The following is a 23,381-nucleotide window of genomic DNA, read 5'->3' as shown; positions in this document are numbered from 1 at the left end:
CTCATCGTCGGGGCATGACATGGTCAGGTCAAGGGTGGCCAAGGAGTCGAATGGCCGGAATCGTACGGAACGGCCCTGCCCGGAAGGGAGTTGCCGCACCGACGGCGGCCCCGCGGCGTACGCGTGACCTGCCCCGGCAAGTGCACCCGTGGGTGTGAGTCGCGCGTGCGGATGCGTACGGCCCCTTGCCGGGTCCGCCCGCTTCGGCTTTCTTGAGGGGCATGGCGGACACCACGGGAAACCCCACCGACACCGAGGCATCATCCGGCAGCGACAACCCCACCCCCCGTAAGTCGAGTTGGCGTCACATCGGTCCCGGCATCGTCGTCGCCGCGACCGGTGTCGGCGCCGGCGACCTGGTCGCCACCCTCATCGCCGGCAGCAACTTCGGCTACACCCTGCTCTGGGCGGCGGTCCTCGGCTGCCTGGTCAAGATCTCCCTCGCGGAGGCGGCCGGCCGCTGGCACCTCTCCACCGGCCGCACCCTGTTCGACGGCTGGGCGAGCCTCGGCCGCTGGACGACGTGGTTCTTCCTCGTCTACGTCGTCGTCTGGGGCTTCGTCTACGGCGCGGCCGCGATGTCGTCCAGCGCGCTGCCCCTCCAGGCCCTGTTCCCCGGCGTGATGGACCTGGAGTGGTGGGCCATCGCCTGCGGGCTGGTGGGCCTGGTGTTCGTCTGGTTCAACCAGTACGCGGTGTTCGAGAAAGTCATGACGGTCCTGGTGGGCGTCATGTTCGTGGTGACCGTCTACCTCGCGGTCCGCGTGACGCCGAACATCCCGGACGCCCTGGCGGGCCTGCTGCCCGTCCTGCCCGACGAGAAGGACTCCGTCCTCAACACCCTCGGCCTGATCGGCGGCGTCGGCGGCACCATCACCCTCGCGGCCTACGGGTACTGGGTCAACGCCAAGGGCTGGACCGACACCGGCTGGATGAAGGTGATGCGGATCGACAACCGCGTCGCCTACCTCACCACCGGCGTCTTCGTGGTCGCGATGCTGTTCGTCGGCGCCGAACTGCTGCACTCCGCGAACGTGGCCATCGCCGGTGGCGACAAGGGACTCGTGCAGCTCGGCGACATCCTCGAGGCGGAGTACGGCTCGGCCACCGCCACGTTCTTCCTCATCGGCTTCTTCGCCACCTCCTTCACCTCCCTGATCGGCGTCTGGCACGGCGTGAGCCTGATGTTCGCCGACTTCGTCGCCCGCCACCGGGCCGGCGCGCGCGCCACGGGCGCCGAGGTAGCCTCCGGCCGCCGGGAACGCTCCCGGCCGTTCCGCCTGTATCTGCTGTGGCTGACCTTCCCGCCGATGGTCCTGCTCTTCCAGGGCCAGCCCTTCCGCCTGGTCATCCTGTACGGCGTGCTGGGCGCGGCCTTCCTGCCCTTCCTGGCCCTGATCTGGCTGCTCAACTCGGCCCGCACACCGGCCGAGTGGCGCAACGGCCGGCTCAGCAACGGGATGCTCGCGGCGGCCGGGCTGCTGTTCCTGGTGCTGTGCGTGAAGCAGGTCGCGGACCAGCCGTGGTCGGAGTTCTTCTGAGCCGTGCCCGACCGGCAGCCGACCCCGGCGGACGGCGCCTGCTCACCCCGGTGCCGGCCGCGTCGACCGCGGCCGGCACCGGGGCCGGGCTCAGCCGCCCAGCACCTCCCACTGCGGGCTGAGCGCGATCTCCCGCAACCGGTCCATGGTGAGCGCCGGTTCGGGGCGCGTGGCGGCCGTCGTCTGGCTGCCGGAGTTGAAGGCGCTGACCACCACGCGCCTGCCGTCCGTACGCATCGTGTCCACGGTCCACATCACGACGCCCTCGCCGCCCTTCTCGCCCGGCCCCTGCCGCGTCGCGACACGGGTGCCGTCGGCAAGGGTCTCGGCACCGGAGCCGTACAGCGTGCCCGCCTCGTCGGACATGTCGCGCTGCATGTCGACCTGGAGGTAGCTCCTGCCCTTGCCGTCGTCCACGACGGCGTAGGCGAACTCGGTCTCGTCGTGGCCGCTGGAGACGACCTGCACGCCGTCGGGCAGCGAATCGGTGAGGATCGAGAGGATCCGTCGTCCTTCGAGACCCGTCGTGTCCGCGGCGGAGCCCGTCCCCGACGCCGTGGGCGCCGCGGCCGGCTCCGGGAGGGCGTCGGCGACCCGGCGCCACTCCTTCGCCGCGGCCAGCGACTTCAACTGCGCCATGCTCAGCGGGGGTTCGGGCCGGGAGACGGGCTCGCCCTTCTCGGCGGCGGCGTTCCACTCGCTCACGCTCACCCGCTGCCCGGCCGGAGTGACCAGGTCGACGCTCCACGCCTTGGCGTCCCCGCGTCGGTCCGGGTACTCGTACCCCCGGATCAGGGTCACCACGGACCCGTCGGGCAGGTTCTGCGTCACGCAGGTGTCCGGTACCGCGCCGGGCATCTCCAGCCCGGGGCAGGGCGTCACCACGCTCGCCGGATCGAAGGTCCCGGCTCCGCGCTGGACCCGGTCCACCACCAGCGAGACCGATCCCGCGCCCTCGCCGTCGTCGAACACCACCTGCGCGAGCGGCGGCAGCCCCAGCGGACTGTCCGTCCCGCGCGCCGCCCCGCGGGTCACCTTCCCCTCGGGGAGCAGCTTCGTGAGCGTACGGACCATGTCGTCGGCGGAGACGGCGGCGGCCGTCGGCTTGCCGGACACGTTCGCGGCGACCGAGCCGTTCCGCGGGCCGTCGCCCCCGCCGGAGGGTACGAGCAGTGCCCCGCCCACCCCCACGAGGGCGAGGCCTGCCGCACCCCCCGCGAGGGCGGCCCGCCGCCGCAGGCGCAGCCGGCGCCCGCGCACCTCGCCGGCCGCGGCGAGCGCGGCACGATCGGTGTCGAAGGTGCCGCCGGCCTGGTGCAGGGCGGCGGAGAGCCGGTCCTCGAAGGGGTCGTGGATCTGGTCGACGGGCATGGCGCACCACCGTTTCCGTGGGTCGGAGTGGTCGGAAGGACGTCGTGGGGGTGGTCGGGCCGCCCGGTGCCGGACACGGACGGACACGGGTGTACACGTACGGGGATGTGCGCGTACGACTACGAGTACGGCGGGGACGCTCAGGGACGGGCGTACTCGCCGATGTCCTCGCCCAGCAGCTCCCGCAGCCGGCCGAGGGCCCGCACGCACCGCGTCCGTACGGCGGCGGAGCTGGCGTTCATCGCACGGGCCGTCTCCTCCACGGACCGGTCCTCCCAGTACCGCAGGACGAGAACGGCCCGGTCCTTCGCGGGCAGCCGGCCGAGGGCCTGCACCAGCGTGAGCCGCAGGGGCACGTCGGCCCCCGCACCGGCCCGCTCGGGAAGGACGTCCACGGCCCGCTCACCGCTGCTGCGCTTTCGCCGGTGGGCGAGGAAGGTGCGGGTGAGGACGGTCTGCGCGTACCCGGCGGGGTTGTCGGCCCGGGAGACCCGCCCCCAGCGGACGTACAGCCTGCCGAGGGTCTCCTGCACGAGATCCTCGGCGAGGTGCGTGTCCCCGGCGGTGAGCAGACACGCGGACCGGTACAGATGCCCGGTCCGTGCCGCCGCGAACTCGGCGTACCCGTCCGCGCGGACCTGTCTCATGCCTGTTCCCCCAGTCCGGTGCGTCCCCGTGTGCTGCTCTCACCTCACTGATGCGGTGGACCCGCGGAAATGTTTCACGGTGACCGGAGGTGTCTTCACCCGTCCGCCGCCCCCGAACCGTGCGCGGGCGCGGGGCCGGGCCCCCTGGGGCAGACTGAGGACATGGCCGACCACCATGTTCCGGGCGCGCCGTCGCGGCGGTTCGGTCAGGGGCCGCGGAGCGTGGCGGAGGCCCGTCGGTTCGTGCGGTCCGTGCTGGAGGACGTCCTGTCGCCGGACGCCGTGGACACCGCCGCACTGCTGGTCGGCGAACTCGTGACCAACGCCCTGCTGCACGCCCGTACCGAGGTCGAGGTCGAGGTCGTGGTCCGGGCGGCCGGCGGTACGGTGCGCGTCGCGGTGAGCGACCGGCGGCCGGACCGCGGGCCGGTGCCGTACGCCTACCCCGCGTACGCCGGCACCGGGCAGGGCCTGGCCCTCGTCGGGCGGCTGGCGTCCCGGCACGGCGTCGACACCGGCGAAGAGACCAAGACGGTGTGGTTCGAGCTGGGGCCCGGCGCGACGCCCGACGGGACGGCGGCGCAGCCGGACGGGTGGGAGACCCCGGCTCCGCCGGTGGGCACCGGGTCCGGCGCGGTCGCGGCGTCCGGCACGGACGCGGGTCCCGGCGCGACCGTGACGCTCATCGACGTGCCCGGGGCGCTGTACTTTGCCTCCCAGCAGCACCGTCACACGCTGCTCCGCGAGGTCGCCCTGGCCCTGGCCGCCGGACACGTCCTGGGCGTCGCACCGGCAGAACTCGCCGCCGCCCAGGACATGAACCACCTGATCAGCACGAGTGTGACGGCCGCACTGCGGCACCAGGCCGGCGGAGCGGAGATCCGGTCCCTGCCGCTGTCCGTGCCGGCGGACGCGGGCCCCGCGGCGCAGGCGCTGCGCGCGGTGCTCGACCTGGCCGAGGAGGCGGCCCGTGACGGACGGTTCCTCACCCTGCCGGCCCTGCCGCGCGGTCGCGCCTTCCACGAGTGGCTGTGCGACCAGATCATCGGCCAGCTCGCCGGCGAGCCGCCCACCGCGTGGACGGTGGTGCCCCGGGAGCCGGGGTCCAGCCTGTCGGAGCCGGTCTCCTGGGACGCCGACCAGGTGCGGGCCAGCAGGGTTCCGACGATCGCCGCCGACGAGCGGGGCACGATCGTCGTGGTGAACGGACCGGCGGCGGACCTGCTCGGCTGGCACCCGGACGACCTCGTCGGCCGGCGGCTCACCACGCTCATGCCGGAACACCTCCGCCAACGCCACCGCACGGCGTTCACCTCCCTGATGCTCAGCGGGCAGCCCGGAATCCTGGGCCGCTCGGTACCGCTCCCCGCGCTGCACCGCGACGGTCGGCTGGTCCCCATCCGGCTGTTCGTCCAGTCCCAGGAGATGCCCGACGGCCGCACCGTGTTCGTGGCCCAGCTCACCCCCAGGGCGGCCGCGCCGGACGACGCCACACGCCCGCCCGGCCGGGCCCGGCCCCCGGCGCCGCAGCAGCCCGGCGGACCCGCCCCGTCGGCCGTCCCGCGGAACGAGGGCGACGGGGCGGGCATGTCGGCGCTGGAGCGGCTCTCTCTGCTGGCCGACACCGGGAACACGCTGAGCAACGCCACCGGCCTGAGCGAGGGCGTGCAGCAGGTGGCCCGGGTCCTCACCGAACGGCTGGCCGACTGGTGCGCGGTGGACCTGTTCACCGCGCGCGCCGCCCAGGTGGACCGCGTCTGCGTCGTCCGCCGCGCCCCCGGGCCGGCGGACCCGGAGGAGTACGAGGGCCGGCTTCCGCCCGTGTCACAGGCCGCCCGCGGTCCCCTGGCCCGCGCCCTGAGCGGCGCCGGCCCGCTGCTGCTCACCGAGCCCCCACCGCCGGGCCGGGCCACCAGCCCGCTGGACACCCACTACGCGGAACTGCTGCGGAGCATGGACACGCACAGCGCCGTCGTCGCCCCGCTCCGGGCACGCCGCCAGGTCATCGGCGCGCTCACCGTGGCCCGCGGCGGTGCGGAACGGCCGTTCACCGAGGAGGACCTGCCCCTGATCGACGATCTGGCGCGCGCCCTCGGCCTGGGGGTGGACAACGCCCGCTTCTACCAGGAGACGCGGAACATCGCCGAACGTCTCCAGCGCTCCCTGCTGCCCGCGCTGCCGGAGATCGACCACCTCCGGATCTCCGCCCGCTACGCGGCCTCCTCCACCACCGCCCAGGTCGGCGGCGACTGGTACGACAGCTTCGTCCTCCCCAGCGGGGACACCGCCCTGGTGATCGGCGACGTGGCCGGCCACAACCTCGACGCGGCCATCGCCATGAGCCAGTTGCGCAGCATGCTGCGCGGCATCGCCGTGGACCGGCAGGAACCCCCCGAGACGGTTCTGCGCCGCCTGGACATGGCGAACCACAGCCTGTACCAGGAGGCCACCGCCACCTGCATCTACGGACTCCTCAAAGGCCCCGCGGACGGTCCCTGGGAGCTGGTGCACTCCTCCGCCGGTCATCCGCCGCCCCTCCTGATCAGCGAGGACGGCCGCACCCGCTACCTGGAGGAGGGCGCCGGAGTCCTCCTCGGGCTGGACCCCGACCTGCCCCGCCCCCGGGCCCGCGACGCGATCCCGGCGCGCTCGACCGTCCTCCTCTACACCGACGGCCTGATCGAACGGCGCGACGAGTGCCTCGGTGACGGCATGGACCGCCTCCGCCGGCACGCCGCCGCGCTGGCCCGCGAACCCCTGGACGTGTTCTGCGACGAACTCCTCATCGGCCTGGGGGCGGACAACGACGACGACATCGCCCTCCTCGCCGTCCGCCCCACTCCCCCGGGAGGCTCCACGGCGGGTAGATTCCCGGTGTGACAGAGCAGCCGCAGGCCCCCGTCCCCACCGGCTTCGGCCCGCCCCCGCCGCAGTACGCCCCCTCCGTACCCGCGCCCGCGCAGGCGCCTCCGGACGCCCCGGAGTTCCTGGCGATGGACAAGCACAGCTCGGTCCTCGTCGACGCGTCGGGCGTGGCCTTCGACATGTACGGCACCGTCGTCGACTTCTCCTGGACCGAGATCCGCAGCGTCCACTACAAGGCGCGCCCCGACGGCAAGGCCCTGATGGTCGCCGTGGTCCACCTGGACGGCCGCGTCTACGAGGCCATGGTGAACGCCAAGCCACAGCAGATGCTGCACACCTGGTTCGCCCAACTGGCCTGGGTCCTCGGCTACTACCGCCCGGTGGGCTGACGCCGACTCACAGCAGGTGGTCGGCCTTCCCCGCCTTGATGTCGGGGATCAGGCCCGCGACGCGTGACGGGAATCGCTGAGGCGGGCCCCCTCGTCCCGGCTGCGGCGGTCACACCGCGGAAGAGAACACGGAACTTCGGTCGGTCGTAGGAATTCCCGGATCACTCGGACGACTTCGGCCGCCCGGGCGGAGGGCGTGAGAACAGCCGGCCGGTCTCGAACCCGAGCGTGACCGGGTCACCGCGTCCGTCGATACGGACGTGGAACAGCTCGCATTGCTCGGGAGCGGGTGGATCCTCCGGAGGAGGACCGCCGAGGAAACGGGAGATTCCGAGAACGGAAAGCCGGGTCGGATCCGTCGGAACGGTTCGGAATGCTTTCACGTGCCCCGTGAGTACGGAATCTCTGATGTGACCGGCCGGTTCCCGACGGATGGTCCGGCGTGACGAGTCAGAAGTGGCCCCGGAACCGCATATCGCCTGCCCGATCCGCTCGCCATTGCCGTCGGTTGCACGGCGGGGAGGAGAGGACGACGCCTCTGTCCGAAGAGGTGAAATTTCTTCTGGCGGGTGAAACGCGGCGCTGTGAGGCGACTTGACGAAGCCGGTGAATTTTCCGTGAACTTGATCCGGTCCAAGGCCGAGGGTGACGCATGTCGGTCGACGGTGTCGGCACCTGTGGTGACCCGGCACGGCCGGCCGTTGTGCACCACGCCACCTGTGTACTCGGATCTTTGCCCGGACCGAGGGCCGCGGCTCTTGCATCAACCGATCAGCCGGTGCCACGTGTGGCACCGGCTGACGGATCCAACCCCTTACAAGGTTGCCCATCGCGGCTTCACGCGGTTTTGGATTTCCTGCGCGCAGGAAATCCGGACACCGCATGAAGCCGCGCTCCTTGAGAGGGGCGGGCTGCCCACCGGTTGGATATGCCTAGTAACGCAGAAGCTGGCATATGTCGCAAGGTTCACGGGGGGAAGCCCTCCCTTCGAGGGAGCGCGCATGGGGCGCATTTACTTCACCCCGTCATGACGCATCCCGCTCCCGCGCAGACCGCCTCCGCGTGCTGCCGCGAGACGTCTGCTCGCCGAAATCGCGCCGGTCGGGCGCGCGTTTGCGCATGCGGTCGGGACCGAGGAAGGAATCGTTCTGTTTTTCGCGAAGGTAGTCGATCGAGTAGGGCGGCGGGGGTGCCAGAGGGCGCGGAGAGGCGATTCCTTTTCGGATGTCCACCGCCCTGCGGATGGCGAATTCTCGGGAGCGGAGAATGAATCGTTTCTTCTGCGTCGACGGAGCGTCGGCATCGGTAAGGGGGCCGATTCTGAATACATTCCGATCTGATCAAAGCTTTTGTCGAGTAGGGGATCTCCGGTGGCGTTCTGAGGGCGTAAGGCTTTTCCTTCGCCGGTCTGTGCTGTTCATGCGCGAGGGCGCCGGCGGGGGCGGGGCGGGTCTGTGCGGCGCGGTCGTGGGTCCGGTGCTTCACCCGACCGTCGGGCGGGGCAGGGGCGTCCTCTTCGGCGAGGCCGCCGACGCCCACCACACCTCAGCCGTGGGTTTGCCGAAATGCCTTGGCCTCGGCCCGGGTTGGAGGAGGTTCGAGGAGAAGCCGCGCAGTGCGTCGTGCCGCGTACCGGGGCTTCAGGAGGGCAGTCCGGCTGACGCGGGCCGCGGGACTGTGGTGTGGGGCCGACGGCGTGGCTGCGAAGCCCCAGCTGTTGGTGGAGGGAAGGCGCGTGCCACGGCCCCGTACTGGCGGGTGCTGCGTGCTCATGCCAGTGGCCCGGCGCATTGCCGGGCCACTGGGGCTCGGCGCGCTGCCGGGCCACTGGGACGAGACTCAGACGTAGGTGAATCCGCCCGTCACGTTCGCCCTGCCGGCCGGAGTGGTCACGACGACCTCCGCGTTACCGACGGCGCCGGCCGGCGTCAGCCCGACCAGTACGGTTCCCGTGAGGTCGACCACGACCTTGGTGGCCGGCGTGCCGCCCACGGTGACGCTCGCTCCGGTCAGGTTGGAGCCGGTGATGACGAACGGCGTTCCCCCGGCCACGGATCCGGTCGCCGGGGTGATGGCCACCGCGATCGGAGGGAGCGGCGCGAGGTAGGTGAATCCACCGGGGACGTTCACGCTGCCGTTGGGCGTGGTCACTTGGACGGCCACGTTGCCCGCGGCCCCCGGAGGCGTCAGACCGGTCAGCAGGATGCCGCCGACCACGTTGACGTTGACGGCGGGGACCCCTCCGAAAGTGACCGAGGCACCGGTGAGATTGGTTCCCACCACCGTGAACGGCGTCCCCCCGGCGGTCGGTCCGCTCGGCGGGGTGATGCTGATGGCCGTCGGTGTGGCCACCGGCGCTGCGATGTAGGTGTAGTTGGCGGGCGTGCTGGCGCCGGCGGGGGTCGTGACGACCACGGGAACGTTGCCGGCGTTGCCCGGAGGGGCCACGACGGCGATCAGGAACCCGAACGGGTCCTGCGAGACGATGGTCGCCGGCACGCCCCCGAAGGTGACGCCGGTGGCTCCGCCGAGGTTGGCACCGATGATCAGGACGGTGTTTCCCCCCGTGGTGGGCCCGAAGCCGGGGACCGCCGCCAGGAGGGTCGGCTGCGTCAGCACGGGAAGCAGACCGGGCAGAAGGTTCACGGACATGGAGATCTCCCTGTAGTGAGACTGGCGATGCGCCTCGGACGTCTTGCCGGCTGGGTGCTCTCCCCGGAGCGGATCGGCTCGTGCCTGGATGTTCGGAGCAACCCGATGAACCCCTGAGGTTGTCCGAGGGAAGGCTGGAGCCGTGATGCCGCGGGCACGGGCGGCGCAGCGACCGGGTGGAGCGCCGGAACGTCGGCGATGTCATGGCCTGCCGTACTTGCTGCTTGGGCGGTGCAACGCCAGACGAGCCGTACGGGGCTCTCCTGAACAGGCCTACGGGTATCCGAGATGCAGGACTACCGGGCTGGATGGGCTGCCTGCCGGTCACTATCATTGAAAGGCGGTGACCGCAGAAGAGACAAGGCTCCGTCGATCGACATCACTCAATAGGGTGAATAACGTTTTGACGGACCGCTGTTATCTCCTATAAAGCCGCCTTCTTGTGCGCGCAGCGTGTGCCTGTCGGCCGCCGGGGAGCCCTCCGTTGAGGGTTCCCGCTGTATCGACGCCCTTTCGGACAGCCGACTCTCCTTGTCCGGCACGACGGCACGACCGCGTGGGCCGTTCGCAGCCGGGTGAAGGGTCGGGGCCGGGCGGACGCCGTCACCGACGGGGCGTCGCCGGCCGCGTGGAACATGAGCCCGCCGCCGGCTGCTCGATGCGGTGGAGCACGGCCCCGGTGCTCCGGTGCTCGGTGCTCCCGTGAGCCGGTCACCGGCGGCGTGGACGATCCGGCCGGCCGCCGCACCGGACCGGAGCGCCCGGCGTGGGTGGCAGCCGGAACGCCTGCCCGGCCGCTGCCGCACAGGGCTGTGCACGCCGGGCCGGTGAGGCCCCCGCGTGTCCCGGCTCCGGCCCGCAGCGGCGGTTCGACCCGGTGGAGTACCGGTTTCACCCGATTGGCAGTGGGACGTCGGTTCCCGAGTCGTCAGCGCGTCGAAAGTCCCTTTGACTCGACGACAGACCTGACCGCAGGAAGGAGTGCGGGTGATTACCACGTCTCCGCCGGACGGTCACCACGGATTGCGGCCGTCCGGCTGTCTTGCCGGAAGGCCGGTGCCGGGCGCAGCCGGATTCCGAAGCCGCGCTCCGCAACAGAAGAAGGAGTTTTGATGCAGTCTCCCATGTCCGAAGCGGTGATCGCGGGTGCCGACGGCAAGGAATTGACCGCTCTTCCCGTGCCGGACTCTTTCCCTGCGGCCGTCGTGCGGGAAGCCGACCAGAGCATGTTCCAGAACATGTCGGACAAGGACGTGCGCAAGTCCCTGTTCGTCGAGCAGGTGCCGATGCCGGAGCTGGCTCCCGACGAGGCCCTGATCGCGGTGATGGCGAGCGCCATCAACTACAACACCGTGTGGACCGCCATGTTCGAGCCCCTCCCGACGTTTCAGTTCCTGAAACAGATGGCCAAGAGGGGCGGCTGGGAGGCCCGACACGACTTGCCGTACCACATCGTCGGCTCGGATGCCTCCGGCGTCATCGTCCGGACGGGATCGTCGGTGCGCAAGTGGAAAGTGGGTGACCACATCGTCGTGTCCCCCGCCTACGTCGACGAACAGGACCCCGACACACACCGGGACGGCATGCTCGGCGAGGGGCAGAAGGCCTGGGGCTTCGAGACCAACTTCGGCGGACTGGCCCACTACGCGGTGGTGCGCGCAAGTCAGCTGATGCCGAAACCGGCGGCGCTGACGTGGGAGGAGGCGGCCGCCAATCCCCTGTGCGCGAGCACTGCTTACCGCATGCTGGTCGGCGAACGCGGGGCACGCATGAAGCAGGGCGACGTCGTGCTCGTCTGGGGGGCCACGGGCGGCCTGGGATCGTACGCCGTCCAGCTCGTCCTGAACGGCGGCGGGATCCCGGTCGGCGTGGTCAACTCCGAGGCCAAGGCCGAAGTGCTCAGGTCCCTCGGGTGTGAGGCCGTCATCAACCGGGAGACGCTGCAGGACGGTGATCCCACGCTCCTCGAGCGCCCGGACGGCTGGAAGAAGATGGGCAAGGAGATCCGTGCGCTGGTGGGGGAGGACCCGCACATCGTGTTCGAGCACGTCGGCAGGGAGACGTTCGCCGCGTCCGTCTTCCTGGCACGACGGGGTGGCACAGTCATCACCTGCGGGTCCAGCACCGGCTACGAGCACGTCTACGACAACCGCTACCTGTGGATGCGGCTCAAGCGGATCGTCGGAAGCCACGGCGCCAACCTGCACGAGCAGTGCGAGGTCAACCGGCTCTTCGCGCTGGGACGCCTGGTGCCCGCCTTGTCGAGAACGTACGCCCTCGACGAGGTGGGCGCGGCGGCTCGCAGTGTCCAGACCAACCAGCACATCGGGAAGGTGGGGGTGCTGTGCCTCGCCCCCCGCCCCGGTCTGGGCGTGACCGACCCACGGGTGCGCGAACGCATCGGTGAGCGGCGCCTGACCGCCTTCCGCGAGTGAACACGGCGCCGGCCCCGACCGGGCCCTGACGGACCGATCGGCCGGGGCCGGGAACCACCCCGTTCCGTGACCACCGCCCGGGATCCGGCCACGGGACGGGAACCGCCGCAGGGGCGGGCCTTCGAGGACGCCCGGGGGTCCGCAGGACCGCACGTCGTGATCTGCCGTCGGACGTCATCCGGCGGCCGTCGCGAGGATGTGGCGGGCACGGGTGGCGCCGTTCTCCGCACGCAGCGTGCTGCCGAGCCGGCGTGCGGCCTCGCTGAACCCGGAGCTGCCCGTGAGGGCGGTCAGGCGGGCCGTGAGTTCCGGGACGGTGAGTCGTGCGGCAGGCAGGGGGGCGGGACCCGCACCCAGGCGGTGGACGCGCCTCGCCCAGAAGACCTGGTCGCCGAAGAACGGGCACAGCAGTGAGGGGACCCCGGCACGCAGGGCCGACGCCGTGGTGCCCGCACCTCCGTGGTGGACGACCGCCGCCATTCTTGGGAACAGCCAGTCGTGCGGGGTGTCGTCGACCACCAGCATGTCGTCCTCGCTCGTGGCGGGATCTCCGGCGAGCACCCCTCTCAGCCCCGCACGCCGCAGGGCCGTCCTGACGATCCGGTCGGTCGTCTCCGGGCTGCCGGTCTTCATGCTGCCGAACCCCACGTACACGGGCGCGGGGCCGTCGTCCAGGAACGAACGCAGCCGGTGCGGAGGTTTCCACAGCGGCTGCTCGTGGTGCCAGAAACCGGTCACGTGGACGTCCGGCCCCCAGTCGGCCGGGGGCGGGACGACCGTGGGACTGAAGGCGCACAGGACGGTGGCCCGGCGAGCTTCGGTGAGAGCGGCCCGGGGTGACAGCGCCGGAAGACCGAGGCTGTCCAACCGCCAGGCGTTGATGGCATCCCGGAAGGCGAACCACGTTCCCAGGTCGACGATGTCGTAGCTGAGGCGGTTGCCGAGGGGACCCAGAAGCCGTGCGGCGGGTGCGAACGGGTGGGGAAACCTCCCGGTGGGCTGGCTCGGCTGGAAGTGCACGACCGCATGGGGGATGCGCAGGTACTGGCTCAGGTGGACGCCGAGGAAACCGAAGGAGGGAGCCAGGACGAGGTCGGCGCCTTCGGCAGCGGCGAGCGTCTGGTCCAGTACGTCCCGCATCCGCGGCCGTAGCACGCGGCTGATGCCGCGGATGAACGAAACCGGGTTGTTCCGGCCGGCAAGCAGCTCCTGGCCCTCGGCCGACGCGATGATTTCGGCCGGGTCGGCCGTCAGCGGCCGGAACTCGAGTCCGGCCGCCGTGACCATGTGACGGTAGCGGGTGCTGGCCAGCAGACGCACCGCGTCGCCCCGGCGGGCCAGGGATCGGCCCAGGGACAGAAACGGCTGGACGTCGCCGCGAGATCCGGCGGCGAAGATCAGTACCGTCCGGCCCATGACCATGTCCCCACGGAGAATCCTCCCGATCGCTTGTCTGCCTGTGCCACGGGAACAGCCCGGAGCCTCGCGGTTCCTCACCGGCTGCCGTGTCGCCCGAGCACCTTCGTCACGGTGGGCCAGATGCTGTGCAGTTCGCGCTGCCAGTAGGGCCAGGAATGCGTTCCCGGGTCGTAGCGGTGGGTCGTCACGTGGACGCCCGCCCTCCGGAGGGACGAGGCGAACGCCTTGACCGAGTTCGGGAGTGCGGCTTCCGCCACCGCGCCGACGACCACCACGTCGAGTTGCCTGCCCAGGTCGCTGGGCCCGGGATTCCCGCTTCCCACCGACAGGTGGACGCGCGTGCCGCGGAAGGCCCGCGGCATCGCGGACGGGTTGTGGGCCTGCCAGTTGGCACGGTCCTTGTCCGGGTCCCCCCAGACGTCCTTGATGTCGATGCCGTCCCTGTCGGAGCCGAGAGCCAGGCTGAGACGCACCGCGGGGTCGTCGAGGTCGACGTACGAGCTCATGGCGGCCACGTACCTGAACATCCCCTTGTGGCGCGCCGCGTAGTTGAGTGCGCCGAAGCCTCCCATGGAAAGGCCCGCGATCACACGGGAGTTGCCGGCCCGGTACTTGCTCTCCATGAGCCGCACGAGTTCACCGGTGTGGAACGTCTCCCAGCGGGGCGTACCGATGCGCCAGTCGCTGTAATAGCCGGCCCTTCCCCCGTCGGGCATCACGATCAGAAAATCTGATTTCCTGGAAAGGGCCTCGATGTCTGTCTCACGGGTCCAGGACGTGTAGTCGTCGTCTCCTCCGTGCAGCAGGTAAAGCACGGGAAAGGTGGCCTTCTTGTCCGTGTTCCACCGCCTGGGAAGGATGACCCGCACCGGGACGGACCTGCCCACCGCAGGCGAACGGATCGTCAGGTCTCTCGTGCGTTCGTCGATCTTCTTGACCGAGGTGATGCGCGCCTGGCCGTCATCCGCCCCCGGGACGCTGCCCGCACTGCGAGCAGGCGCGGCCGCTCGAGCGTCGAGCAGAACGATGACGAGGACCAGGAAGGTGAGGACGAATCTTCTCGTACGCCGCGGACGGACGTCGGGGAAACAGGCGATCAGTGGCATGCTCTGCAGGCTCCTTGAGGAGTGAAAAGCCCGGAATTCACGGCAGTTCGTCGCGACGACCCCTCCGGAGCGGTCGCGGGCCCTGTGCTCATGACGCGGTCGCGCACACGACCGGGCAGCAGGGCCGGCGGCACGGGCCCGCGTGGGGCACGGGCACGTTTTCAGGACGCGGCGAGCGCGCGGTCGCGGGAGACCCGGCGCCGCCTCGGACGAGCGGTGACCACCCGCCCGAGGCGGCGGGCCGCCGACGACGGGACGCCCCGCGGGCCCGGTCGGCCCGCGCCGTCCCGGCATGCGGCCGACGGCGGCGGTCTCACGTGCTCGCCTCCCCCAGGGCCCGCGTGAGGTGCGACGCGATCGTGGTGACGTGCGGCGGGTCGATGAGGGAGAGGTGATCTCCCTCGACCGGGACGACCTCGAGCAGCGGGCACAGGGGCGCCCAGCCCAGATCGGCTTCCGACCGCAGGTAGCGCGGGTCCAGCGCCGTCGTCAGGGCCTGGGCCTGTTGCGCCCGGTAGAGCACGACGGGGCCGTCGTAGGGGCGGGGCTCGTAGCGCTCACCGACGCGGGCGTCGATGTAGGAGGTGCGCTGGTGCTCCATGATGCCGGGGCTCATGTCGAGACCTGCCTCGGCCACGAGACGCATCACCACATCGATCTGCCGGTCGTCGGGGGTGACGGCGAGTTCGTCGTAGGGCAGGTCCAGGCTGCGTCCGTAGGTCTGCTCGACGTAGTCGGCGAACCTGCCGAAACGCTCGAGCAGCAGCTGCTGGGAGTCGAGGCGCGGAAGGGCGGCGGGCAGGATGGTGTCGATGAGTCCGACGAAGCCGACGCTCTGGCCGGAGTCCTTGAGCCGGTGAGCTGTTTCGTACGCCAGGCACCCGCCGAAGGACCAGCCGAGGAGCCGGTAGGGCCCCTCCGGCTGCAGATCACGGATGAGGCGGAGGTAGTGTGCGGCCTTCTCCTCCATCGTCGTCACGGCGTCCAGCCGTTCCAGGCCGTACACCGCCTGATCGGCAGGGAGCAGCTGGACCAGCGGCAGGTAGACCGACGTGGGACCGCCCGCGGGATGGAAGGTGAACAGCGGGCGCGGGGAAGAGCCCGGGCGGGGCGGGCGCAGGACGTTGACGACCGACTTGCCGGTGGGATTGACGGCCGGCCGGATCAGTTCGGCGATCGCGGCAACCGTACGGTGGGAAAGCACGGCCTCCGCGGTGAGATCCACCGGCGCGCCGTCCAGACGGTCGCGGACCGCGTCGACGAGCGCCTGCGCCGCGGGACGGTCGCCGCCGTCCGCCGCGAAATCGGCGCGCACGTCGGCGGGAGGACGTCCCAGCACGTGCGCCCAGACCCCCGCCACCAGACGTTCAGCGGCATCGCGGGGCTGGACCGACCGGGGCAGAGGAGGACGGGTGTCCCTCAGCGGTGTCGTTGCGGTGCCGGGCCGCGCCTGTGAGGTGCCCACCTTCGGGGCCCCCGAGGCCAGCCCCAGGCTGCCCAGGACCGCGTCGCCGACCTCACGCAGGGTCGCGCCGCGCAGCATGAGGTCCGCGGGGACGTCGACGGCGAAGTCCTGGCGAGCGGCGTTGCGGATGCGCACCGTCATCAGCGAGTCGAGGCCCAGCTCGGTCAGCGGGACCGTTTCACGCAGGGCGGCGGTGCTGAAACCCATGATGGCCGCAGTGCGTTCGACCAGACGCGCGTACACCTTGTCCGCTGCGTCCTCCAGGAGTCCGATCGCGTCAGGACCGGCCCAGTCGTCCGTGAGACCGGTGACGTCCCGCAGGCCGTCCGTGAAGTAGGGGAGGTCCGACACGCCCGGGAAGGCCTCCACGACGCGCCGGGCGTCGAAGTGCATTACGCCGACGTGAACCCGCTGATGCGTGACCAGCGTCTGCAGGGCGTCCAGTCCCTCGTCCGTGGTGAGGGGCTCCAGGACGAGGGACGGGTTGCCGGCCGGTGCGGCACCGACCTCACCCCACGGGCCCCACGCGAGGGAGACGGCGGGCAGGCCCTGCGCACGGCGACGGTGCGCGATGGCGTCCAGCCAGGCGTTGGCGGCCGCGTAGACGGCCTGCCCGGGCGAGCCGAGAAGCGCGGCGGCGGAACTGTACGTCGCCCACCAGTCGATGTCGTGGCCGGCGACGGCGGTCTCCAGGTGCAGGGCGCCGATCACCTTGGGCCGCACCACGACGTCGACGTCTGCGTCCTCGAGGTCGGTGATCAGGCGGTCGTGCAGGACACCGGCGCAGTGCGCGGCACCGCGCAGCAGGTGGCCCTCGGCGCATGCGGCCCGCACCATGCGGGGTGCCACGTCGGGGTCGGCGATGTCTCCTTGCACCACGGTGACGAGGGTGCCGCCGGCGCGCAGCCGATCCAGCACCGCTTGCGCCTCGTCCCCCGGGGGCCGGCGGCCGTTGAGCACCAGGTGCCCGGCACCCTGCGCGGCGAGACGGCAGGCCGTCGCCAGACCGAGGCCGGTGAGACCGCCGGTGACGAGGTAGGCACCGTCCGGACGGGCGAACGGTGTCTCGTACTGCCGGGCAGTCAGGTCGGCGCGGCTGAGACGAGCCACGAGACGGCTGCCGGCCCTCCAGGCGACCTCGTCGTCGGCACCGTCACCGAGCACCTCCTGGAGGAGGAAACCGACGGCGTCGGGCTGGTCGTCGATGTCGACCAGACAAGCACGCAGGGCGGGCTGCTCCAGGGCGAGCACCCTCACGAGACCGCGCAGGCAGGCCAGGTGCGGCTCACCGGGCTCCCCCGGTGAGGTGGCCCGGGCTCCCGTGGTGACCATCCACAGCCGTGGCATGCGTCCTTCGGTCCGGCGGGAGGCCAGCAGCCGTGCGGTGCGTGCGACCGTCTTCAGCGTTGCGGTGTCTTCGGGGGACTCGGCCGGCCCGTCCAGCAGCAGGACGACGGCACCGGCCTCCTCCGCCGCCGTGTCGTCGAGCCAGTCCTCCAGCTCGTGACCGAGGTCCGCCGATCGACAGGATCCGGTGCTCACCCGGACGTCCTTCGCCGCGAAGGCCGCGCTCAGGACGGTGTTCACGTCGTTCCCACCGGTCGCGGGTGCGTGGGTCAGCAGCAGTACCCGGTCCAGTGGGCGCGGCAGCGGGACGGGGGACTTCTGCCACTGGATGTCGTAGGTCAACGCGTCGAGAGGCTGGGGCACCTCGTGGCGCTCGGTGGCCTGCAGTCCCACGCCGCGCGCAGTGATCCGCACCAGCTCACCGCTCGCCACGACGTCCCACTGCCGGGTACGGTCCCCGCCCTCGGGCGTCCCACGGCCGGCGAAGCACTCGATGTCGTATTCGGCATCCCCCACCGTGAAACCCCTCAGGTGGAGGGAATCCACGGTGACGGGCACGAACTCGCCCGAGGCGGTTGCCGTCCCGGTCGCCGCGACGGCGACCGGCGCCTGGAGCACCGCGGCGAGAAGCTCCTCGTACGCTGGCTGTCGTGCGGGCTCCTCCGCGGCAGCGGGACGCCACCGGCTGATGCCGGCCGGTGGTACGTCGGGCGTCCCGTCGTCGGCGGGCCCGGGGCACGCGACCATCCTCGCTGAGGCATGGCAGTGCCATCTGCCTTCGACGGCACGGGAGCTGATCGTGACGGTCGCGTCCGTGCCGGAAGGTTCCCACACCACGGTGACGGGGGTGCGGCGGGAGAGCGGCAGCCAGCGGTGCATGCGCACTTCCTCCATGCGCACCTCGCGGGTGTGATCGCCCTCGCGTGCCTCCCGAGCCGCGGCGAGCATGAGTGCCGTGGCCGCGGGAAGGTCGAGGACCGGCCGGTCGTGCGGGAACCGCCGGTGAGGCAGCGCCCCGTCCGTGCCGAGGTCCGTCTGCCACAGCACCGCCCCGGTGCGCGGGTCGTCACTGCGCGCCCCCAGCAGGGGGTGCGAGCCGGTCGCGGCGGCCGGGCCGCGGCGGTCGAACCAGTGGCGTTCATGACGCCACGGGGGACTGGGCAGCGCGGTCCGCGCGCCCTTCGGCCACAGCAGGTCCTCGTCGACGGGGAAACCCGCCAGGTGCGAGCGGACAACGGCGGCCCGCAGGTCGACCGCCTGGTCGCCGTTCTTGTGCATGACGGGGACGACCACCGCCTGTGCCGCCCCCTCTTCCTCCAGGATCTCCGTCAGCGGAACGCCGGCGATCGGGTGGGGTGAGACCTCCAGGAACGTGTCGTGTCCGTCCGCCGAGGCGGCGGCCACTGCCTGCTGGAAGCGCACGGAACGGCGCGCGTTCGCACACCAGTACTCGGCGTCTGCGTGTACGTCGGCGCGGGGGTCGTCGAGGACGGTGCTGTACCAGCGGGTCTGCACGGGCCGTGGCCGAACGTCGGCCAATGCCTCCCGCAACGTGGGCAGGACGGGGTCGACCGCTGATGAATGCCCGGCTCCGCCGACGTCGAGCAGCCTGGCGAACATGCCTTGCCCCACCAGGTCGTCGACGAGGCCGCGCACGGCTTCGGCCGGTCCGGCCACGGTGCATCGACGGGGAGAGGAGTGAACGGCGACCTCGACGCCGGGAAAACGCCCGAGGACCTCCGCACGTTCCTGATCAGGTAGTTCGACGGCGGCCATCGCACCGGCCCGCTCGGCGTCGATGGCGGAGAGCTCCGCCGAGCGGCGCACCATGACGCGCAGGCCGTCGGCCGGGTCGAGGGCTCCTGCGACCACGGCGGCGCCGACCTCTCCCATCGAGTGGCCGATGACGGCGGCGGGACGCAGTCCGTAGCCGCACAGGGCTCCGGCCAGGGCGACCTGCATGCCGAAGAGCAGTGGCTGGGTGTGGTGAACGCCGGTGCCGGATTCGGGCCGGGTGAGCATCTCCCCCAGGGAGGTGCCCGTCTGGGCAACGTAGACCGGGTCCAGTTCGCGGACCGCCGCAGCGAACACCGGATCGTCCTCGAGCAGACGGCGTCCCATGCCCTGCCACTGGGAACCGTATCCGGAGAAGACGAAAACCGGACCGCGCGGACCGGGGGAGAGCGCTGCTGCGCGTCCGGCGACTGCCGGGACGAGGCCGGCGACCTCCTCACCGCGAGCCAGGCCGGCGAGCCGGGCCGCCGCCTCCGGACGGGTCCGGGCGACGACCGCGGCACAGCAGGGACCCCTGCGGTACCGGGCGAGGGTGTGTGCGACGTCGGTCAGCGCCGGTGCGTCGTCGGCCGCGATCCAGCGGGCGAGGCCGGTGGCCACGTCACCGATCCGCTCTGCGGACCGGGCGGACACCACGAGCACGTGCGGCGGGCCGGCCGCATCGCCCCGGTTCTCGGCCGGGATGCGGGGCGCCTGCTCGACGACGACGTGCGCGTTGGTGCCCCCGAAGCCGAAGGCCGACACACCGGCCCGCGCGGGCCGGTCCTGCGGGGCCGGCCAGGCAGTGGGCGCCGTGACGACGCGCAGCCGCAGGCTGGAGAAGTCGATGTGGGGGTTCGGATCGTGGAAGTGCAGACTCGCCGGAATCCGGCCGTGGTGCAGGGCGAGCACCGTCTTGATGAGGCCGACGATGCCCGCGGCACCCTCCAGGTGACCGAGGTTGCTCTTGACGGAACCGATCAGCAGCGGCTGGTCGGCCGGCTTGCCGCTGCCCACCACGGCGCCCAGGGACTGCGCTTCCATCGGATCGCCCAGAAGGGTGCCGGTGCCGTGTGTCTCGACGTAGTCGATCCCGGTGCCCTCGACGCAAGCGTCGGTGAGGGCGCTGCGCAACAGAGCCTGCTGGGCGGCGGGGTTGGGAGCCATCAGTCCGGCCGAGCGGCCGTCGGAGTTGACCGCGCTGCCTTTGACGACGGCCAGGATCCGGTCGCCGTCGCGCCGGGCATCGGCAAGGCGCTTCAGGACGACGACCCCGCACCCCTCGCCCCGGGTGATGCCGTCGGCCGCCGCGTCGAAGGGCTTGCAGCGTCCGTCCGCCGCCAGTGCCCCGGCCTGCTCGAAGGAAGCGGTGACGGTGGGGGAGAGCAGGACGTTCACGCCGGCCGCGAGCGCCACGTCGCATTCGCCGTCGCGCAGGCTCCGGCAGGCCTGGTGCACGGCCACCAAGGACGAGGAGCAGGCCGTGTCGACGGTCAGGCTGGGGCCGTGCAGGTCGAACAGGTAGGACAGGCGGTTCGCGGCGATGCTTCCCGCGGCACCGGTGCTGGTCCACGGAGTCAGACGCGCCGGATCCGACGTGGTGAGGTGCCCGTACTCGAGGGAACTGAGACCGACGAAGACACCGGTGTTGCTGCCCTGAAGGGTGTGGGCGGGCACCCCGGCGTTGTCGAGTGCCTCGCAGCCGACCTCCAGCAGGAGACGCTGCTGGGGGTCCATCACCTCGGCCTCGCGCGGCGTGATCCCGAAGTGGTCCGCGTCGAAGGCCTCGATGTCGTCGAGGAAGGCTCCTCGGCGTGTGGTGTGTTCCACCAGTGACGCGGTGGGGCCGGCGGTGAAATCCCGCCAGCGCCTGTCCGGGACCTGACCGACGAGGTCGCTTCCCTCGAGGAGGTGCTTCCAGAAGCTGTCGGGTCCGTCGATGCCGCCGGGAAGACGGCATCCGAGGCCGATGACGGCGATGAGCCGGGTGTCGGGGGACACCTCACCGGCACCCTGCGCCGGGTCGGGTGACACACGCCCGTTCGCCTCGGACGCCCCTCCGTCGGCCTCCGGCTCGGACGGCTCGTCGGCGGCCAGGGCGTGCGCGAGCCGATCGACGGTCGGGTGCTCCCACAGCAGGGTGGCCGACAGCGGCCTGCCCAGAACCTGTTCCAGGTGCCCGGTCAAGGCAACCGCGTCACGGGACGTCAGGCCGTACTCCGCCAGGGGCCGGGCATCGTCGAGCTCCCCGGCGGGGATGCCGCAGGTCTCGATGACGAGCCGGCGCACCATCGCCGCCAGGTCGGCCGCCGCGGCCGGTTCCCGCCCCGGCCCCGTGCCTGCCGCCTCGTCCGGTTCACCGTGTCGTCCTGCGTGCCCCGTCATGCGTCGCGAGTCCTCTCCTGAAGCAGTGCGTCCGCCGCCCAGGCGCCTGCCAGGTATCGCTGGCGGCATGCGCTGCGCGCCACCTTGCCGCTGGTGGTGTGGGGGATGGTGTCGGGAGGTGCCAGCACGAAGTCGTGGACGGACACTCCGTGCCCCGTGCTGACCGCCGCGCGCACCGCGCGTGTCACCTCGTCGAGGAGCCCCCGGGGAGCGTCGATGTCACGGCGGCGCTCTGCCACGACCACCAGGCCCTCCTGGTCGCCGTTGGTCACGGCGAACGCCGCGACGCGGTGGGGACGGATGACAGGGTGCGCGTCCTGAACCGTCTCCTCGACGTCATGCGGGTAGTGGTTGGTCCCGTCGATGATCACCAGGTCCTTGTGGCGTCCGGTGATGTAGAGCTGTTTGTCGTGATACATGCCCAGATCCCCGGTGCGCAGCCATCCCGCAGAAGGGTCGCCCCCCCGCAGGGCCGCTCGGAAGACGGCGTCGCTCTGCTCCTGACGGCCCCAGTAGCCGCGTCCCACGTTGGGGCCGCGAAGCCAGATCTCACCTACGTGACCGTCCGGCCGGGGCAGGCAGGTCGCAGGGTCGACGATGACGATCTCCTGGTCGATCGGGCGGCCGCATGCCACGAGTTCCGCAACGTTGCGCTCCTCCGTCTTCTCCACCACGCGGGCGGTCCCGCGCCCGAGCTCGTCGCGGTCGAAGCAGGTGACCGCTGGTTCCTCCCCAGTAGGAGAAGCGCAGACGAACACGGTGGCCTCGGCCAGTCCGTACGAGGGACGCATGGTGGTCCGCATCATGCCTGCAGAAGCAAAGGCTTCCTGGAATCGCTCGAGCGTGCCTGGTTTGACGGGCTCGCTGCCATTGACCATCGCGGTGACGGAGCCCAGGGACAGCTGCCCCCGCTCCTCGCCGCGAACGCGGCGGACGCAGTAGTCGTAGGCGAAGTTCGGTGCGGCGGTCAGGGCGCCGGGATGCCGGCTCAGCAGCCGCAGCCAGCGCACCGGCTGCTGGACGAAGGCCAGCGGGTCCATGAGGACGGAAGGAACATGGCCGACCACGGGCAGCGCAACCGCCAGCACCAGCCCCATGTCGTGGTACAGAGGCAACCATCCCACCGTACAGTTGCGGCCCGTGCGCAGGTCGTAGGCCTCCAGCGCCTGGCGGGCGTTGGCGCACACGTTGGCGTGCGTGATCTCCACACCCGACGGGATGCGGGTGGAACCCGACGTGTACTGCAGGTACGCAAGGTCCTCCGGCTGCGGGAGGGGTGGTTCCGTCAGGGGGGACTCCGCAGCGGCCTCCTCCAGCTCCCGCTCGGTGACGACCCGGCAACCGGAGAGAATTCCGCGAGCGGCGCAGAAGTCCGTGAAGGACTCGCGCTGCTCGTCCGTGGTGAACGCGAACAAGGGCGCGGCGTCCTGCAGCACGGCCGCGAGCTTGTGCTCGTGCCCGGGCAGAGAGGGGGGAAACAGAGGCACGGCGATGGCGCCGGCGCATGCGGACGCGAGGAAACCGACGACGTAGTCCAGGCCCTGCGGAGCGACGACAGCCACTCGCTCACCCACGGCACCGGACTGTCGCAGCCCGACGGCGGCGGTGCGCACCCGGTCCGCCAGAGCTCCCCAGGTCAGTGTGGAGACGACTCCCTCGATGTCCTGGCTGTAGTCGACAAAGGTGAAAGCAGTGCTGTCGGGTGTGGAAGCGGCAGCCCGGGCGAGGTGGTGGCTGAGCGTGTTTGTCAATGAGGATGGCACTTGGGTCACCAGACCTTCGCTTTGATGGACTGAAGCGGTACACCGCAATGAGCCTCTGACGAGCCTTGCGGCAACCATGGGCAGGCGGCGCCGTGCGTATTGCCGCGGTTCATCAAGCTCCCGGATGCTGCAGCAGGGGAATAGCGAAGCATGAAGCCGACATATGTCTCCACTGACACGCCGTGCGACGAGTCCTGTGGAATTCGCCGCGCAACCAGTAAGT

General features: G+C 71.3%; 11 protein-coding genes. 4 read left to right on the top strand and 7 right to left on the bottom strand.

The genetic code is table 11. The features are described from left to right. Positions 1-221 precede the first annotated feature (221 nt). Positions 222-1,541, top strand: coding sequence for an Nramp family divalent metal transporter (locus AB0N31_RS28380; protein ID WP_366061282.1), 1,320 nt, complete (start codon positions 222-224; stop codon positions 1,539-1,541). A 90-nt stretch (positions 1,542-1,631) separates the two neighbouring features. On the opposite strand, the gene AB0N31_RS28375 is transcribed toward AB0N31_RS28380, so the two are convergent. Then, complete coding sequence (locus AB0N31_RS28375) at positions 1,632-2,912, bottom strand: hypothetical protein (protein WP_366061281.1); 1,281 nt, start codon at positions 2,910-2,912, stop codon at positions 1,632-1,634. A 140-nt stretch (positions 2,913-3,052) separates the two neighbouring features. After that, on the bottom strand, positions 3,053-3,559 hold the full coding sequence (locus AB0N31_RS28370) for a SigE family RNA polymerase sigma factor (RefSeq protein ID WP_366061280.1): 507 nt from the start codon (positions 3,557-3,559) through the stop codon (positions 3,053-3,055). A 162-nt stretch (positions 3,560-3,721) separates the two neighbouring features. Here AB0N31_RS28370 and AB0N31_RS28365 point away from each other — a divergent pair, with 162 nt between their 5' ends. Continuing rightward, complete coding sequence (locus tag AB0N31_RS28365; protein WP_366061279.1) at positions 3,722-6,439, top strand: SpoIIE family protein phosphatase; 2,718 nt, start codon at positions 3,722-3,724, stop codon at positions 6,437-6,439. Then, positions 6,436-6,813 (top strand): hypothetical protein, encoded by a 378-nt coding sequence (locus AB0N31_RS28360; protein ID WP_366061278.1) that lies wholly within the window; start codon positions 6,436-6,438, stop codon positions 6,811-6,813. The genes AB0N31_RS28365 and AB0N31_RS28360 overlap by 4 nt, the downstream gene beginning before the upstream one ends. Before the next feature lie 1,839 nt (positions 6,814-8,652). Here the strand turns inward: AB0N31_RS28360 and AB0N31_RS28355 are convergent. Further along, the gene (locus tag AB0N31_RS28355) at positions 8,653-9,465 is read right to left on the bottom strand and encodes an IPT/TIG domain-containing protein (protein WP_366061277.1); all 813 of its coding nucleotides are present in this window, start codon (positions 9,463-9,465) and stop codon (positions 8,653-8,655) included. 1,112 nt (positions 9,466-10,577) lie between these two features. Between AB0N31_RS28355 and ccrA the strand changes: the two genes are divergently transcribed. Next, complete coding sequence (gene ccrA, locus AB0N31_RS28350; RefSeq protein WP_366061276.1) at positions 10,578-11,900, top strand: crotonyl-CoA carboxylase/reductase; 1,323 nt, start codon at positions 10,578-10,580, stop codon at positions 11,898-11,900. Positions 11,901-12,074: 174 nt separating this feature from the next. On the opposite strand, the gene AB0N31_RS28345 is transcribed toward ccrA, so the two are convergent. The 4 genes from AB0N31_RS28345 to AB0N31_RS28330 form a co-directional block, all read right to left on the bottom strand. Continuing rightward, positions 12,075-13,316, bottom strand: a complete 1,242-nt coding sequence (locus AB0N31_RS28345; protein ID WP_366061275.1) for a glycosyltransferase — start codon at positions 13,314-13,316, stop codon at positions 12,075-12,077. Between the two features lie 77 nt (positions 13,317-13,393). Continuing rightward, complete coding sequence (locus AB0N31_RS28340) at positions 13,394-14,425, bottom strand: alpha/beta hydrolase family protein (RefSeq protein WP_366061274.1); 1,032 nt, start codon at positions 14,423-14,425, stop codon at positions 13,394-13,396. Positions 14,426-14,738: 313 nt separating this feature from the next. Beyond that, on the bottom strand, positions 14,739-21,395 hold the full coding sequence (locus AB0N31_RS28335; protein ID WP_366061273.1) for an SDR family NAD(P)-dependent oxidoreductase: 6,657 nt from the start codon (positions 21,393-21,395) through the stop codon (positions 14,739-14,741). Beyond that, on the bottom strand, positions 21,392-23,167 hold the full coding sequence (locus tag AB0N31_RS28330) for a fatty acyl-AMP ligase (protein ID WP_366061272.1): 1,776 nt from the start codon (positions 23,165-23,167) through the stop codon (positions 21,392-21,394). The genes AB0N31_RS28335 and AB0N31_RS28330 overlap by 4 nt, the downstream gene beginning before the upstream one ends. Positions 23,168-23,381: the final 214 nt, after the last annotated feature.

The organism is Streptomyces sp. NPDC051051, assembly GCF_040682975.1.
Taxonomy (GTDB): domain Bacteria; phylum Actinomycetota; class Actinomycetes; order Streptomycetales; family Streptomycetaceae; genus Streptomyces.
Note: the sequence above shows the minus strand (reverse complement) of the source record. Positions and strands in the feature narration are given on the sequence as shown.